This is a genomic window from Micromonospora ureilytica, from assembly GCF_015751765.1.
Taxonomy (GTDB): Bacteria; Actinomycetota; Actinomycetes; order Mycobacteriales; family Micromonosporaceae; genus Micromonospora; species Micromonospora ureilytica.
Genome location: NZ_JADOTX010000001.1, coordinates 1,742,751 through 1,758,952 on the forward strand (window position 1 = coordinate 1,742,751; position 16,202 = coordinate 1,758,952).

At 69.9% G+C, this 16,202-nt stretch carries 11 protein-coding genes; 8 read left to right on the forward strand and 3 right to left on the reverse strand.

Annotated elements, in window-relative coordinates; all coding sequences use genetic code 11:
• Positions 1-47: 47 nt before the first annotated feature.
• The 3 genes from IW248_RS07610 to IW248_RS07620 form a co-directional block, all read right to left on the reverse strand.
• Positions 48-1,202 carry a cellulose binding domain-containing protein gene (locus IW248_RS07610; RefSeq protein ID WP_196926312.1) on the reverse strand — a complete coding sequence of 385 codons (1,155 nt, stop codon included), beginning with the start codon at positions 1,200-1,202 and terminating at the stop codon, positions 48-50.
• Positions 1,203-1,266: 64 nt separating this feature from the next.
• A complete protein-coding gene (locus IW248_RS07615; RefSeq protein WP_196926313.1) occupies positions 1,267-2,265 on the reverse strand; it encodes an acetylxylan esterase in 999 nt (332 codons plus the stop codon).
• Positions 2,266-2,286: 21 nt separating this feature from the next.
• The gene (locus IW248_RS07620) at positions 2,287-3,324 is read right to left on the reverse strand and encodes a LacI family DNA-binding transcriptional regulator (RefSeq protein WP_196926314.1); all 1,038 of its coding nucleotides are present in this window, start codon (positions 3,322-3,324) and stop codon (positions 2,287-2,289) included.
• Between the two features lie 318 nt (positions 3,325-3,642).
• Between IW248_RS07620 and IW248_RS07625 the strand changes: the two genes are divergently transcribed.
• The 8 genes from IW248_RS07625 (at position 3,643) to IW248_RS07660 (ending at position 16,196) form a co-directional block, all read left to right on the forward strand.
• Positions 3,643-6,006: a beta-xylosidase/alpha-l-arabinosidase gene (locus tag IW248_RS07625; protein WP_196926315.1), complete on the forward strand. Its 2,364-nt coding sequence runs from the start codon at positions 3,643-3,645 to the stop codon at positions 6,004-6,006.
• A 10-nt stretch (positions 6,007-6,016) separates the two neighbouring features.
• The gene (locus IW248_RS07630; protein WP_196926316.1) at positions 6,017-7,006 is read left to right on the forward strand and encodes an ABC transporter permease; all 990 of its coding nucleotides are present in this window, start codon (positions 6,017-6,019) and stop codon (positions 7,004-7,006) included.
• Positions 7,003-7,911: a carbohydrate ABC transporter permease gene (locus IW248_RS07635; RefSeq protein ID WP_307787825.1), complete on the forward strand. Its 909-nt coding sequence runs from the start codon at positions 7,003-7,005 to the stop codon at positions 7,909-7,911. Before IW248_RS07630 ends, IW248_RS07635 begins: the two co-directional genes overlap by 4 nt.
• Before the next feature lie 77 nt (positions 7,912-7,988).
• Complete coding sequence (locus tag IW248_RS07640; RefSeq protein ID WP_307787826.1) at positions 7,989-9,602, forward strand: ABC transporter substrate-binding protein; 1,614 nt, start codon at positions 7,989-7,991, stop codon at positions 9,600-9,602.
• Positions 9,603-9,690: 88 nt separating this feature from the next.
• Positions 9,691-10,380 (forward strand): DUF624 domain-containing protein, encoded by a 690-nt coding sequence (locus tag IW248_RS07645; RefSeq protein ID WP_196926319.1) that lies wholly within the window; start codon positions 9,691-9,693, stop codon positions 10,378-10,380.
• The gene (locus IW248_RS07650; RefSeq protein ID WP_196926320.1) at positions 10,377-12,410 is read left to right on the forward strand and encodes a beta-galactosidase; all 2,034 of its coding nucleotides are present in this window, start codon (positions 10,377-10,379) and stop codon (positions 12,408-12,410) included. Before IW248_RS07645 ends, IW248_RS07650 begins: the two co-directional genes overlap by 4 nt.
• The gene (locus IW248_RS07655) at positions 12,407-14,545 is read left to right on the forward strand and encodes an alpha-glucuronidase (protein WP_307787827.1); all 2,139 of its coding nucleotides are present in this window, start codon (positions 12,407-12,409) and stop codon (positions 14,543-14,545) included. Before IW248_RS07650 ends, IW248_RS07655 begins: the two co-directional genes overlap by 4 nt.
• A gap of 310 nt (positions 14,546-14,855) precedes the next feature.
• Positions 14,856-16,196 carry an extracellular catalytic domain type 1 short-chain-length polyhydroxyalkanoate depolymerase gene (locus tag IW248_RS07660; protein WP_196926321.1) on the forward strand — a complete coding sequence of 447 codons (1,341 nt, stop codon included), beginning with the start codon at positions 14,856-14,858 and terminating at the stop codon, positions 16,194-16,196.
• Positions 16,197-16,202: the final 6 nt, after the last annotated feature.

Sequence of the window (16,202 nt, forward strand, 5' to 3'; positions counted from 1 at the left end):
CCGGGGGCGGTGCCGGGCCACCGGGGCCCGGCACCGCGCGGGTGGGATCAGGCGACCGTGCAGGCGGTGCCGTTGAGGGTGAACGCGGACGGTCGGCCGGTACTGCCCGTGTGGGTTGCCTGGAAGCCGATGTCGACCGACGTGTTCGGCGCGATCGTCGCGTTGTAGGAGACGTTGCGGGCGGTCACCGCTCCACTGGACGGGGAGTAGCTGGCGTTCCAGCCACTGGTGATGGTCTGCCCACCGGGCAGCGTGAACGTCAGGGCCCAGCCGTTGACCGGCGTGCTGCTCGTGTTCGTCAGCGAGACCGACGCGGTGAGACCGCTGTTCCAGGCGTTGACCGTGTACGCGACGCGGCAGTCACCGGACGGCGGGGGAGTGGTCGGCGGGGGAGTGGTGGGTGGGGGAGTGGTGGGTGGGGTCGTGGTCGGAGGCGTGTCGCCCCCGATGCTGCCCGGCACCGCACGGAGAGCGTCGTACCAGGCGGCGGCCATCTTGCGGTAGCCGGTGGCGTTCGGGTGCACCCCGTCGGCCAGGTCGCTGAGCGTCAGGGCGCCGTACATGTCGACCAGGTGTACGCGTTTGCCGGCGGCGGCCCGGCTCTGCACGATTCCGGGGATCGCGGCGTTGTAGCCCCGGACCTGGTTGTCCGCGCCGGACTTCGGGATGATCGTGGCGACGAATACGTCCGCGGTCGGGGCGGCGTTGGTGATCCGGTCGACGAGCGTGGCGAGCCGGGACGGGGCACCGGACGTGTCGCCGTACATGTCGTTGGTGCCGATGTGCAGCAGCACGGTCCGCGGGTTCGTGGCCCGCAACCAGTTCACCACGTTGGCGTCGATCTGGGCGATGGTCCAGCCGGAGTGGCCCTGGTGGTCGTGGTCGCCGAGGCTCGCTGGGCCGTTGAACTGGGAGCCGACGAAGTCGATCCGGTAACCACCGGACGTGAACCGCTGCCACAACTCGATCCGGTAACCGCCGGGAACGTTGAAACCGTCGGTGATCGAGTCACCGAGCGGCATCACGCGTACGCCGCCGTTGGACTCGGCGCTCGCGGGGGTGGTCGCGATCGGCACGGCGGCGACCATGGCGGCGACGGCGGCCACGGCCGTCCACCATCGGCGGGCCCGCCGGGGCCTCGACGTCGTCGCGCCGCCGGTCGGTGCGGGAGGGAGGGCTTGGACGAGGGTCGGACTGCGCATGGGACTTCCTCTGGTGGGGGTGCGCAATACATTAACACTCGTCTATGAAGTGGAGGTGAGTCGCTCAGGCCCCGACCGGGTGTAGCACCGAGCCCAGCCAGCGCAGCTGACGCCGGACGTGGACGGCCTCGCCACCCTCGTGGCCGTTGAACGGGTAGACGTGCATCTCCCGCTCAGGTGGGACCGGCCGCCCATTCGCGGCGCCGTAGTGGTTGTAGGCGGCGAAGGCGGTTCGCGGTGGGCAGACCGTGTCGCGCCGGCCGACCCCGAACTGCGCAGGCGCCGTCGCCCGACGCGCGAAGCTCACCCCGTCGACATAGGACAGGGTGCGCCACACCGCCTCCTCGGCCTCCCGGTGCACCGCCAGGTACCTGGCGATCTCGCCGTACGGCGCGAGGTCGGTGAGCGCGACGGCCCGGCGCATGTCGCAGAGGAACGGGGCGGTGGTCAGCGCCGCGCTGAGATCGTCGACGAGACCGGCCACCGCCAAGGCGATGCCGCCGCCCTGGCTGTTGCCGACCACGGTGACCCGGTCACCCTCGACCCCCGGCAGCGCCCGGACCGCCTCGACCGCCCGGACCGCGTCGGTGATCAGGCGGCGGTAGTGGTAGGTCCGCGGATCGAGGATCCCCCAGGTGACCGGCCAGGGCCCGCCGGGCGCCCCGTGCGGGTCCGGGGTGTCCCCGGCGCCGTACTGCCCCGCCTGGCCCCGGTTGTCCATCAGCAGGTGCGCGTACCCGGCAACCGGCCACGTCAGCCGCTCGTGGGGCAGGCCACGGCCGCGACCGTAGCCGGCGTACTCGACCACGGCCGGCAGCGGCTCTCGAACACCAGCCGGCCGGGTGTACCAGGCGCGTACGGGGTCACCGCCGAACCCGGCGAACGTGACATCCCAGGAGTCGAGCAGCCGCAGCTCGGTGGGCTCGGGACGGACGTCGACGAGCACCGGCACGGCGTCCGCCTCGGCGAGCGTGTCCCGCCAGAACTCGTCGAAGTCGTCGGGCTCGGCGACCTCGGGCGCGTACCGCTGGAGTTCGTCGAACGTGAAGGCGGAGTGGGGCACGGGTCCTCGCAGGGGCCGGGGTCAGTGCGGGCTGGCGGGGGGCGCGGTGCTCTCCCGGACGACCAGCTCGGTCACCAGGTCGATCCGGCTGGTCGCCGGCTCGTTCCCCCTGGTCAGGTCGAGCAACATCTGGGTGGCGATGCCGGCCATGTCCCGCAACGGTTGGTTGATCGTGGTGAGGGCCGGGTCGGTCCAGGCGGAGACCGGCAGGTTGTCGTACCCGATCACCGAAAGGTCCTCTGGCACTCGCAGGCCGCACTGACGGGCGGCCCGGAGCACCCCCATGGCCTGGATGTCCGACCCGGCGAATATCGCCGTGGGTCGGTCCGGCCGCTGGAGCAGTTGCAGCCCGTGGGCGTGCCCGGCTCCGGCGGAGAAACTGCCGTAGCGGATCAGCTCGCGGTCGACAGCTATCCCGGCCTCGTCGTGGGCCGACTGGAAGCCGGCGGCGCGGGCGCGGCTGCACAGCACATCGGGTGGCCCGGAAATGATGGCGATCCGTCGGTGCCCCAGCTCCAGCAGGTGCCGAGCGGCGAGGAGGCCGCCGTTCCAGTTGTTCGACCCGACGGTGGGCACGGAGGCCGAGGTCGCGCTGTCGGTGTCGACGACGACGAACGGGATGCCCTGCCGCCGCAGGTGCTGCTGCTGGGCCTCGGCCAGGTGGGAGAGGACGAACACCACGCCCAAAGGGCGGTCGGCGAGTAACGCCTCCAGCCATCGTGCTGGCGGGCGGTGCGCGCCGTCGAGCTGGGCGATCGACAACCCGATTCCAGCCGCGGAGGTCACCGCCTCGACGCCGCGCAGGATCTCCATCGCCCAGCCCGTGTCGAACTCGTGGAACACGAGGTCCACCCGGCCGCCGCTTGTCGCGTGTCGCCGGGCGCGGCGCTGGTACTGGTGGCGGTCGAGGCTCGCCTCGACGCGGGCTCTGGTGCCGGGGGCGACGTCGCCGCGTCCGTTGAGGACCTTGGACACGGTCGCGACCGAGACGCCGACATCGTTGGCGATGGTCGCGATGGTGGTGGAGGCGGGTGGGTCGAGCGGGCGGTGCTCTGTCATCGCAGCCTCATACAACATCGAAAGTTTCGGCCGACCTTAACATGATGGGACATTCACGCCAGTCGGTACCGGAGTCGCGTTGCCCATTCACCGGTCGTCGCACGGCTCATCGGCGACGGAGCGCCGATTGGGGAGTCACCGTGCGCAGGAAACACCCCCTGGTAGTCCGATTGAGACTCTTGACAGGCATCGATGCGGCACTTAGGTTGCCGAAAAGGTTACGCAGGTTTCCGGAAAGTTTCGGATCGTGAGAAACGTCCGCCACGGAGCCGGTTCCACGAGGGCACGGGGATGTGGCCGGAGCTAAGGGGTCATGGCATGCGAAGTCAGTCGCTCGAGGACAGCGGCGCCGCTCCCTGGCGTGATCAGCGGCTGTCGCCGACCGAGCGGGCCGAGGCGCTCCTGCCGAAGATGTCCCTCGAAGAGAAGATCGCCCAGCTCGTCGGGGTCTGGGTCGGCGCCGAGGCCAGCGGCGAGGGCGTCGCACCGCACCAATCAGACATGATCAGCGAGTTGCCGCAGTGGAGCACCGTCATCCAGCACGGGTTGGGTCAGCTGACCCGCCCGTTCGGCACCGCCCCGGTCGACCCGGTGCTCGGCGCCCGATCGCTGGCGGCCTCGCAGGCGCAGATCGTGGCCGCCAGTCGGTTCGGCATCCCCGCGCAGGTGCACGAGGAGTGCCTCACCGGGTTCGCGGCGTGGCGGGCCACCGTCTACCCGACCCCGCTCAGCTGGGGCGCGTCCTTCGACCCCGACCTGGTCGAGGCGATGGCCGACCGGATCGGGCGGTCGATGCGCGCCGCCGGTGTGCACCAGGGTCTCGCCCCGGTCCTGGACGTCACCCGCGACTACCGCTGGGGCCGTACCGAGGAGACCATCGGCGAGGACCCCTACCTGGTCGGGACGACAGGCGCCGCGTACGTGCGGGGCCTGGAGCGGGCCGGCGTGGTGGCCACGCTGAAGCACTTCGCCGGATACTCCGCCTCCCGGGGCGGACGTAATCTCGCACCCGTGCCGATGGGGCGCCGCGAGCTGGCCGACGTCATCCTGCCGCCGTTCGAGATGGCGCTGCGCCTCGGCGGCGCCCGCTCGGTGATGAACTCGTACGCCGAGATCGACGGCCTGCCCGTCGCGGCCGACCGTGGGCTGCTGACCGGGCTGCTGCGCGACGAGTGGGGCTTCACCGGCACCGTGGTGGCCGACTACTTCGCCGTACGGTTCCTGCAGACCCTGCACGCAGTCGCCGGGAACGCCGCCGACGCGGCCCGGCTCGCCCTGCGGGCCGGGATCGACGTCGAGCTGCCCACAGTGGACGCCTTCGGCGAACCGCTGGTGGAGGCGGCTCGCCGCGGCGAGGTCGACGAGGCGCTGATCGACTGCGCGCTGCGTCGGGTGCTGATACAGAAGATCGAGCTCGGTCTGCTCGACGAGGGCTGGCAGGAACTGCCCGACGACGTGGCGTCCCTGCGCTTCGACGACGAGGCCAGTCAGGACATCGCCCTTCGCCTCGCCCGGGAGTCGGTCGTCCTGCTGCGCAACACCGGCGTCCTCCCGCTGCCCATGGGGAGCCGGGTCGCCCTGGTCGGCCCGGTCGCCGACGACCCGATGGCCATGCTGGGCTGCTATTCGTTCCCCAACCACGTGGGCGTCAACCACAGCGACTACGGCCTCGGCCTGGACATCCCCACTCTGCGCGACGAGTTGGCCCGACGCGTCCCGATGCTCACCCACGAGCCGGGGTGCGCCATCACCGGCGAGGACACCTCGGGCATCCCGGCCGCGGTCGCCGCGGCAGCCGCCGCCGACGTGTGCGTGCTGGCCGTCGGCGACCGGGCTGGAATGTTCGGCCGGGGCACCTCCGGTGAGGGCTGCGACGCCGTCGACCTGCGCCTACCCGGCGTGCAGAGCGACCTCGTCCGCGCCGTCCTCGCCACCGGCACCCCGGTCGTCCTGGTGTTGATGGCCGGCCGCCCCTACGCGCTCGGCCCGGAGTTCGACGGCGCGGCGGCAGTGGTGCAGGCGTTCTTCCTCGGCCAGCTCGGTGGGCAGGCGCTCGCCGAGGTGCTCACCGGCGCGGTCGACCCCTCGGGGCGGATGCCGGTCAGCGTTCCCCGCGACGCCGGCGGGCTGCCGAGCACCTACCTGGCGCCACCGCTCGGCCGGCGTAACAAGGTCTCCTCGATCGACCCGACCCCGGCGTACCCGTTCGGCCACGGGCTGAGCTACACCACCTTCGAGTGGTCCGACGCGACGGTGGTCGAACCGCGCGAAGATCCGGCCGCCTGGCCGGTCGACGGCGAGGTGCGGGTGCGGATCACCGTCGCCAACACCGGTGAGCGGGCCGGCACCGAGGTCGTGCAGCTCTACCTGCACGACCCGGTCGCGCAGACCACCCGTCCGGTGGTCCGGCTGATCGGCTACACCCGGTTGCCGTTGGCGCCCGGCGAGGCGGCGCACGTGACGTTCGGCGTACCGGCCGACGTGGCGTCGTTCACCGGGCTGACCGGCCAACGGATCGTCGAGCCCGGCGACGTCGAGCTGCGCTTCGGCCGGTCGAGTGGCGACGTGGCGGCCACCCTGCCGCTGCGACTGGTCGGCACCGAGCGCCAGGTCGGTCACGAGCGGGAACTGCTCACCTCGGTGCGGGTGGAGCCTCTCGTGGCTGTTCCACAGTCGGCATAGGAGGCCGAGGATGACATCCACCCTGCGGCCACCGCCGCCGGCGCCGCCGCGTTCTCCGCAGGCGGCGCAGAGCCCTGCCCCGCGCTCGCCACGACGCGGTCGCAGTTGGCGGCAGGCACTGCGCCGGGACTGGCAGCTCTACTCCCTCGCCATATTGCCGCTGCTCTTCTTCCTGGTCTTCAGGTACCTGCCGATGATCGGCAACATCATCGCCTTCCGCCGGTTCAAGCCGGGCGGCAGCATCTTCGGCGAGTACTGGGTCGGGCTGCGCTACTTCCGGATGTTCCTCAACGACCCGACGTTCTGGGAGGTGTTCACCAACACCCTGGTGCTCGGGACGCTGACCCTGCTGTTCTGTTTCCCGCTGCCGATCGTGCTGGCGCTACTGCTCAACGAGGTCCGGGCCCGCCGCTTCAAGCGGTTCGTCCAGTCCGTGTCCTACCTGCCGCACTTCCTGTCGATCGTGATCGTGGCGGCGATGGTCATGCAGTTGACCTCGATCGAGGGTACGGCCAACCAGATCGTCAGCCTGTTCGGTGGCGACCCGGTGGCGTTCCTGCAGAAACCGGAGTGGTTCCGCACCATCTACGTCTCGTCGGAGGTCTGGCAGACCGTCGGGTGGGGCACGATCCTCTACCTCGCCGCCCTCACCACCGTCGACGAGGACCTGTACGAGGCCGCCCGGATCGACGGCGCCGGCCGGTTGCGGCAGACCTGGCACGTCACGTTGCCCGGCATCCGTCCGACGATGGTGACCCTGCTGATCCTCAACATCGGCAGCTTCCTGGCGGTCGGGTTCGAGAAGATCCTGCTGCTCTACAACCCGTTGACGTACCCGACCGCCGACGTGGTCTCCACCTATCTGTTCCGGATGGGCTTCCAGTCGAGCAACTTCAGCTACGCGGCCGCCATCGGCCTCTTCGAGGCGGTGATCGGGCTGATCCTCGTCCTGTCGGCGAACGTCATCTCCCGGCGCACGGTGGGGACGAGCCTGTGGTGACCCTCGGTACGAAGGTCGACGCCCCGAAGACGCGCGGGCCGGTGGACAGCCGGGGTTACCGGATCTTCCGAGTCGTCAACACTGTCGTCCTGCTCGGCGTCGTGGTCGTGACGCTGTACCCGTTCCTCAACATCGTGGCCCGCTCGCTCAGCGAAGAGGCGTACATCATCGCCGGCGAGGTGACAGTCGTCCCGCGTGGGTTCGACCTGACCGCGTACAAGCTGCTGATGTCGGACGCGATGTTCTGGACGAACTACCGCAACACTGTGGTGTACACGGTGGTCGCCACGCTCATCTCGATCGTGCTGACCACCTGTTACGCGTACGTGCTGTCGAAGCCGCAGCTCAAGGGGCGCCCGTTCCTCATCGGCGTCGCGCTGTTCACCATGTTCTTCTCCGGTGGCCTGATTCCCAACTACGTGCTGGTCACCAGCCTGGGCATGAAGAACACCATCTGGGCAGTGGTGATCCCCAATGCCATCAGCGTGTTCAACCTGCTGGTCATGAAGGCGTTCTTCGAGAGCCTGCCGAGCGAGTTGGAGGAGGCCGCGGCCGTCGACGGGCTGAACACCTACGGCATCCTGCTGCGGATCGTGCTGCCGCTGTCGAAGGCGATCATCGCGACGATGGTGCTCTTCTACGCGGTGTCCTTCTGGAACTCGTGGTTCGCCGCGTTCCTCTACATGGACCGGCAGGATCTGCTGCCGGTCACCGTCTACCTCCGCAACCTCATCGCGGGCGCCACAAGCGCCGAGTCGGCTGCCGCCGACGCCGACAAGGTCCAGGCCGCGGCCACCCTGCAGGCCGTGACGATCGTGCTGACCACCCTGCCGATCCTGGCGGTCTACCCCTTCGTCCAGCGGTTCTTCGTCCGCGGCGTGATGCTCGGCGCGGTCAAGGGATGACGCCGGCGCCGCACCGCTTCCCCACCGAAACCCCACCACCGAAAGGACGAGCCATGCTCCACAAGACGTGGCGCCGCGTGGCATTAGCCACCGCGGGTCTGCTTGCGCTCTCCCTTACCACCGCCTGTTCCGAGGACCCCGGTGAGTCGACTGACCTCTCGGAGAACAAGGTCGGCGCGATGGCCACCTATGGCGTCGGTGACCAGTTCAAGGCCACCGAGGCGCTCTCCTTCTCCACCCTCTACAACAACCACACGTTCTACCCGCTCAAGGAAGACTGGGCGTTCTGGTCGGAGCTGACCAAGCGGACCAACGTCAAGATCGAGCCGGTGGCCGTTCCGCTCAGCGACTACGAGCAGAAGCGCAGCCTGCTGATCGGCGCCGGGGACGCCCCGCTGATCATCCCCAAGACGTACCACCCGCAGGAGGACGCGTTCGTGTCGTCCGGGGCGATCCTCCCGGTGAGCGACTACCTGGATCTGATGCCCAACTTCAAGGAAAAGATCACCAAGTGGAACCTCAAGCCGGAGATCGACAACCTGCGGCAGGCCGACGGTAAGTTCTACCTGCTGCCCGGCGTCCACGAGAAGCCCACGCAGGACTACACGGTGCTGGTGCGCACCGACATCATGCAGGAGCTCAACCTCCCCGTCCCGAAGACCTGGGACGACCTGTACACGGTGCTCAAGGCGATGAAGGCGAAGTACCCGAACGTCTACCCGTACTCCGACCTCTTCAGCAAGCCCAACCCGACCGGCGCCCTGCTGGGCATCCTCGGCTCCTCCCACGCCACCTACGCGGGCTGGGACTTCCAGCACGCCACCTGGGACCCGACGGCGAAGAAGTTCACCTACACCGGCTCGTCCGAGCAGTACAAGCAGGTGGTCACGTACCTGCACAAGCTCGTCGCCGAGGGCCTGCTCGACCCGGAGAGCTTCACCCAGACCGACGACCAGGCCCGCCAGAAGCTTGCCAACGGCAAGTCCTTCGTGGTCACCGGCAACGCGCAGACGCTCGTCAACAACCACCGGCCCGACCTGGCCAAGACCCTGCCGAACGCGAAGATGGCCAAGATCCCGCTGCCGATCGGCCCGTCCGGCGAGGTCAACCCGTTCCCCCGGCTGGAGAACGGCATCATGATCTCCTCGAAGGCGCGGGAGAGCAAGAACTTCGTGGCCATGATGCAGTTCATCGACTGGTTGTGGTATTCGGACGCCGGTTTGGAGTTCGCCCGCTGGGGCGTCGAGGGCACCACCTTCACCAAGGACGCGTCCGGCAAGCGCACGCTCGTCCCTGACGTCAGTTTCCTGGGGCTCAACCCGAAGGCGTCCAAGCACCTGCAGAAGGACTTCGGCTTCCAGAACGGCGTCTTCGCCTACGGCGGCACCCCCGACCTGGTCCGTGGGTTCTTCTCCCCGGAGGAGCTGGAGTTCCAGAAGGTGATGGACGCCCGCAAGCCGAGGGAGGTCCCCCCGCCGCGCCCGTTCACCGACGAGGAGCGCGAGCAGGTGTCGCTCTGGGAGACCCCGCTGAAGGACTTCGTCACCCAGAACACGCTGAAGTTCGCCCTCGGGCAGCGGCCCCTCAGCGAGTGGGACGCGTACGTGGCCGAGCTGAAGGCCAAGAACTCCGACCAGTACATCGACCTGGTCAACAAGGCGTACGAGCGGTTCCAGAAGAACAACGGCTGATCAGCGGGGATCCGGTCGGGCGGCCTGTCGCCGCCCGACCGGACCCCCGGCGACCACGGGTCAGCGACATCGACCGGAGGGAGCGATCGTGAGTGGCGCGGCCCAGACCTGGCGACAGTTCGGCGACGGCCCACTGTCGCGGATCACCTCGCGCGTCTACATCCTGCTCGTGGTCGAGTTGCTCCTGCTGCTCACCACAGTGCCCGCCCTGCTCCCGCTGCTGTTGCTGGGCCGCGACCCCAGCAACCTCCCGCTGGTCGCGCTCCTCCTGGTGCCGGTCGGCCCGGCCGTCTCCGCCGCCCTGTACGCCCTGCGCCACCAGCGAACCGACCTGACCGACCTGCGCCCGGCCGCCCTGTTCTGGCGTGGCTACCGGGCGAACGCCTTGGGCGTGCTGCGCATCTGGGTGCCGACGCTGCTGTGGCTGACAGTGCTCGCCGTGAACCTCGCCTACCGGGGCGCGGTCGGCCTGTCGAGCTGGTGGGCGGTGCCGCTGGTGCTGATCGGAGTGGCTGTGACACTCTGCGCGGCCAACGCCCTGGTGATCACCTCGCTGTTCGACTTCCGCACCCGGGACGTGCTCCGGCTGGCCGTGCACTTCGTCGTGCGTACCCCAGGTGTTCCCGTCGGCAACGCCCTGCTGCTGGCCGCGGCGACCGGCATCATCGCGGTCTTCTCCGAGGTGGTGCTGATGCTGCTCGCGGCGATCGCGGTACTGGCGTACCTGCGCGTCAGCGAGCCGATGATCCACCTGATCCGGAAGGAGTTCACCGCATGAGCCTGCCTCTCAGCGCCAAGGTGCCCTTCGGGGGCGACTACAACCCGGAACAGTGGCCCGAGGACGTGTGGAAGCAGGATTACCGTCTCTTCGACACGGCACGGATCGACCTGGTCACCCTCGGCGTGTTCGACTGGGCGCTCACCCAGCCCGCCGAGGACACCTACGACTTCACGCTGCTGGACAAGGTCGTCGAGCGGGCCAGTGCCGAGGGGCGCGGGATCTGCCTGGCCACCGGCACCGGGGCCCACCCGCCGTGGTTGGCGAGGGCGTACCCCGAGGTGACCCGGACCGACTTCGACGGTCGCAAGCACCGGTTCGGTCAACGGCACAACTCCTGCCCCAGTTCGCCGGTCTTCCGCCGGCTCTCGACGGAGCTGGCCCGCCGGGTCGCCCGCCGCTACGCCGACACCCCGGCGGTGCTCGCGTGGCACGTCGGCAACGAGTACGGCGGCGCCTGCTACTGCGCGCTCTGCGCGGCGGGCTTCCGGGACTGGCTGCGCCACCGCTACGGCACCCTCGACGAGCTGAACGAGGCCTGGTACACCACCTTCTGGTCGCACACCTTCACCGACTGGGACGAGATCGAGCCACCGTCGGCGTTGACCGAGCACTGGCGCGGCCCGGACCACACCGCGTTCCCGGGCATCACACTGGACTACCTGCGGTTCACCTCCGACGCCATGCTGACCAACTTCCGCGACGAGAGGGCCGCCATCCGGGAGTCCAGCCCGACGCTGCCGGTGACGACGAACTTCATGGGCATGTACCGGCCCATCGACTACCACCGCTGGGCCGCTCAGCTGGAATTCGTGTCCTGGGACAACTACCCGCCCGACGACGAGTCGGCCGCCCGGATGGCACTGACCCACGACCTGATGCGCGGGCTCAAGGACGGCCAGCCGTTCTGGCTGATGGAACAGACCCCCAGCTTCACCGCGTGCCGCGACGTCAACCCGTTGAAGCGCCCCGGTCTCATGCGGCTGTGGAGTTGGCAGGCCGTGGCACACGGCGCCGACGCGGTGCTCTTCTTCCAGCTGCGCGCGTCCCGCGGTGCCAGCGAGAAGTACCACGGCGCGGTCATCGGCCACGCCGGTCGCTCCGACACCCGCGTGTTCCGGGAAGTCGCCGAGCTGGGCGCCGAACTGGAACGGCTCGGCCCGGCGTCGCTGGGCGCGCGGACCCCGGCCCGAGTGGCGCTGCTGTTCGACTGGGACAGCTGGTGGGCGTTGGAACTGTCCGACGGCCCGTCCCGGCTGGTCCGCTACCAGCAGGTCGTGCTCGCGTACCACCGGGCGCTCTGGGACGCCGGTGTGGACCTCGACGTCGTCGCGGTGACTGCCGACCTGTCCCGCTACGACGTGGTCGTGGCTCCGGCCCTGCACCTGCTCAAGGGTGACCTGCCGCAGCGACTGGAGGCGGTGGCGACGCGCGGCGGGTCGGTGCTGACCACCTACCTGTCCGGCCGGGTGGACGAGAACGACCAGGCGTTCCTGATGGACGTGCCGGGCCCGCTCGGGCAGCTCACGGGTGTCCGCGTCGACGAGTGGGACGCGCGTGGGCCGGAGGTGGTCAACCCGGTCCGCCTCGGCGACGGCGCGACCCAGGTCGACGTCGACGCGCGGCTGCTGTTCGAGCTGGTGGTTCCGCAGGGCGCGCAGGTGATCGGCACCTACCAGGCCGACTTCTACGCGGGCACCCCGGCGGTGACCCGCAACGCGTTCGGCGCGGGCGACGGCTGGTACGTGGCCGCCGGTCTGGACCAGACCGGGGTGTCCTGGGTGGTGCGGCAGGTGCTCGACCGGCACGACCTGCTCGGGCCCTACCCGGACGTACCGGATCTGGAATCCGCCGTCCGAGTGGCACCGGACGGGTCGCGGCTGCTGTTTCTGCTCAACCACCGAGCCGAGCCGGTCGAGGTGACCGCCCGGACCGGCGGCGTCGACCTGCTCACCGGTGACCGTACGGCGGCCGGCGGCGCCCTGCGGCTGCCGGCGTACGGGGTTGTCGTGCTGGAGGAGGACCGGTGAACGCCGAAGAGTCGGTGGAGTTGGAGCAGTGGATGTTCGTCGACGAGCCGATGGATGGTGCGGAGCCGCGCGTCCACCCGGCCTGGCTGCCCCCGGAGGCGTTCCGGTCGCTCGGCGCGCGCCGCATCCTCCTGCACGGCGAGGGGTTGCTCGTCGACACCGTCCTCCACGAGGTCTCGCGTGCCTGCGCGCGTTACGGCGGGCGGGTGTGGCATTCCCCCTCCTGGGACGTCGACGTCGACCTGGTGCTCGCGCTGCGCGACGCCGGTGAGCTGCCCAACCCGGCGGTGGAGGCGGCGCGCGCCGCCGGCGAGGCGGCGCTGGTCGAGCTGGGCGACGGCGCGCCGCTCGGCGACGAGGGTTTCGTGTTGGCACGGGCCGGCGACGTGACGGCGGTGCTGGCCGACGCGCCCGCCGGCCTGCTGTACGGGCTCTTCCACGTGGTCCGACTCTGCGCGGCGGCCTTCGACCCGGCCCGCCCGCCGGAGCGGCACCGGCCGGCGCTGCGCCGACGAATGCTGAACCACTGGGACAACGTGGCCGTGCACCCGGTGATGGGCCAGGTCGAACGGGGGTACGCGGGCGGCTCGATCTTCTGGCACGACGGCCGTCCGCGCGGCGACCTGGCCCGGGTGCGGGAGTACGGGCGGCTGCTGGCCTCCTGCGGGATCAACGCGATCTCGGTCAACAACGTCAACGTGGCCCGCACGGAGGCGCTGCTGCTCACCGACCGGCTCGGCGACGTGGCCGAGATCGCGGACGTGCTGCGCCCGTACGGCATCCGGGTGCACCTGTCGGTCAGCTTCGCCGCGCCGGTGCTCCTCGGTGGCCTGCCGACCGCCGACCCCCTGGACGAGACCGTGCGGGTCTGGTGGGCCGCGACCACCCGGCGGGTGTACGACCGCATCCCGGACTTCGGCGGCTACCTGGTGAAGGCCGACTCGGAGGGGCAACCCGGCCCGTTCACGTACGGCCGTGACCACGCCGACGGGGCGAACCTCCTGGCCGAGGCGCTCGCCCCACACGGGGGAGTGGTGCACTGGCGGGCGTTCGTCTACAACCACCACCAGGACTGGCGGGACCGGTCCACCGACCGGGCTCGGGCCGCGTACGACCACTTCGCCCCGCTCGACGGGCGGTTCCGCACAAACGTTGTCGTCCAGGTGAAGTTCGGCCCGGTGGACTTCCAGACGCGCGAGCCGGTCTCGCCGGTGCTCGCCGCGATGCCGGCGACCCGGCTGGCGGTGGAGTTGCAGGTCACCCAGGAGTACACGGGCCAACAGCGGCACGTCTGCCACCTCGGCCCGTGGTGGAGTGAGGTGCTGCGCTTCGCCCCCTGGGGGCCGGACGGACGGACGATCGCCGACGTGGTCACGGGCGAGGTGGCAGCGGGCGGCGGGATGGTCGCCGTCGCCAACGTCGGCGACGACCTCTTCTGGACCGGGCATCCGTTGGCACAGGCCAACCTGTACACGTTCGGCCGGTTGGCCTGGGACCCTCGGCGGGACCCGACGGCGATCCTCGACGAGTGGATCACGCTGACCTTTCCGCCCTCGGCGACCGCCGACGCGGAGCTGGTGCGGCGGACACTGCACGAGATCATGGACGACTCGTGGCGCACCTACGAGCGCTACACCGCCCCGCTGGGCGTCGGCTTCATGGTCAACCCCGGTGACCACTACGGTCCGGGCGTCGACGGGTACGAGTACACGCGGTGGGGCACCTACCACTTCGCCGACCGCGACGGCGTGGGCGTGGACCGCACCCGGGCGTCCGGCACCGGTTTCACAGGGCAGTACCCGCCGTACTGGTCGGAGGTGTACGAGTCACCCGAAACCTGCCCCGACGAGCTGCTGCTCTTCTTCCACCACGTGCCGTACGGGCATGTGCTGCACAGCGGCTCGACAGTCATCCAGCACATCTACGACACCCACTTCGCGGGGGTCGAGGAGGTGACGGCGATGCGACGCGCGTGGCAGACGTTGAACGGCATGATCGACCCGAGCGTGTACGAGCGGGTCGCCGAACGCCTCGACGAGCAGGTGCGCTGCGCCACCGAGTGGCGCGACCAGATCAACACGTACTTCTTCCGCAAGTCCGGGGTGCCGGACGAGCGCGGGCGGGACATCTACTGAGCGGCGGCGAGGGACGGCCCCACCATCCGGTCGGGCCGCCCCTCGTACCGTGCTCACCGGAGGTCCGGCAGCTTCCGAAAACGTTCCGATAAATTCTCCCGACCTCTCGGTGCCGACAGCCCTCTTTGACGCCCATCGTTGCGCAGGTGACCGGTGGAACCGTTGCGGCGAAAGGTTTCCGGAAGTCTTGACAATCGAGTGTTCTCGATTGAAGCTGGCATGGTCACGCGAGCCGCGGTCAAGGTCGGGCGAAGGGCAGTCCTCGACTTAAGTCCCCTTCCACGCGCCTTTTTCGCAAGGGATCGCGACGATGACACTGAAGACGAAAATGCTTGGCGTCGTCATGGCGGCCGTGACGCTCGCCGCCGCCGCGCTGACGTTCGCCACCCCCGCGTCAGCGGCGACGCTCACGCAGGTGACCAACTTCGGCACCAACCCCACCAACCTGCAGATGCACCTGTACGTCCCGGACCGGGTGGCGACCCGACCGGCGATCCTCCTGGCCATGCACTACTGCACCGGCACGGGCCCCGCGTTCCACTCGGGCACCCAGTACGCGTCCCTCGCGGACCGATACGGGTTCATCGTGGTCTACCCGTCGGCCACCCGCAGCAGCAAGTGCTGGGACGTCTACTCCCCGCAGGCGCTTCGCCGTGGCGGCGGCAGCGACCCGGTCGGGCTCATGTCGATGGTCGACTACGTGCGGCAGCGCTACTCGGCCGACCCCGCGCGGATCTTCGCCACCGGCACCTCCTCCGGAGCGATGATGACCAACGTCATGCTGGGCGTCTACCCGGACGTGTTCGCGGCGGGCGCCTCGTTCGCCGGGGTGCCGTTCGCCTGTTTCGCCACCGGCGGCACCTCGGAGTGGAACAGCCAGTGCGCCAACGGGCAACTCATCCGCACCGCGCAGCAGTGGGGTGACCTGGTCCGGGAGGCGTACCCCGGCTACACCGGCCAGCGACCCCGGATGCAGATCTGGCACGGCACCAACGACGAGACGCTGCGCTACCCGAACTTCGGTGAGCAGGTCAAGCAGTGGACCAACGTGCACGGGCTGAGCCAGACCCCGACGTACACCGACACCCCGCAGTCCGGCTACACCCGCACCCGGTACGGCAGCAGCGGCCCGATGGCGCCGGTCGAGGCGATCAGCATGCAGGGTGTCACGCACAACCTGCCGGTCGACGCCGCGCAGGTGATCCGATTCTTCGGGCTGGACGGCACCGCGCCTCCGACGACCCCACCGCCGACCACCCCGCCCCCGACGACACCGCCACCGACGACCCCGCCGCCAACGACCCCGCCCCCGACGACTCCGCCGCCGACCGAGGGCGGCTGCCGGGTCGGCTACACGGTCAACGCCTGGAACAGCGGTCTCACCGCGAGCGTGGCCATCACCAACACCGGCGCCACCGCCGTGAACGGCTGGGCTCTGACCTTCACGCTGCCCACCGGGCAGCGCATCACCAGCGGCTGGAACGCCCAGTACGCCCCGGCCAGCGGTGCGGTGACCGCCCGCAACGTCTCCTACAACAGCACCATCGCCCCGAACGCGTCGGTCGAGATCGGTTTCCAGGCCACGCATGAGGGCGGCACCGGCAAGCCCACCTCGTTCGCCCTCAACGGTGCCGCCTGTTCGGTGTCCTGACCCCCA